Here is a 441-nt window from a genome sequence, read left to right on the forward strand (position 1 = left end):
ACTCGGCCATGTCCATGCCCGCCGCACCGTGTGCGACGGCGAGACCGTCGCCGCTTTCAGCGGCAACCTCCAGGGACGCCACCCGAGGGAGACCGGCCCGAAGGGTGCGCTGGTCGTCGACGTCGGCCCCGGCCGGCCGGCGCGGTTGCGGTTCCAGCCGCTGGACGTGGCCCGGTGGGCAACCGTGACGGTCGACATCGGCCCGGACGATGCCTGCCGGACCCTGGAGGACGTGCTCGACCGCCTCCGCGCCAGCCTCATGGCCCAGCGGGACGACGCCGTGGACCGGCCCGTCATCGTCCGGCTGGAGATCGTGGGACGTTCCCGCGCCGCTGACGTGCTCACCGACATGCGGCGGCTGCGGGAGGAGCTCACCACGATCACCCGAGGTCTCCATGCGGTCGCGGTGGAGAAGGTGACGGTCCGGGTGACCCGTCCAGG

At 73.0% G+C, this 441-nt stretch carries 1 pseudogene; it reads left to right on the forward strand.

What is annotated here, in order from left to right:
* Window positions 1-441: pseudogene (locus NBW84_RS09905) on the forward strand (metallophosphoesterase family protein); the annotation flags it as partial.

Origin of the sequence: Protofrankia sp. CiP1_Cm_nod2 (genome assembly GCF_920664355.1) — a bacterium.
Classification (GTDB): domain Bacteria; phylum Actinomycetota; class Actinomycetes; order Frankiales; family Frankiaceae; genus Protofrankia.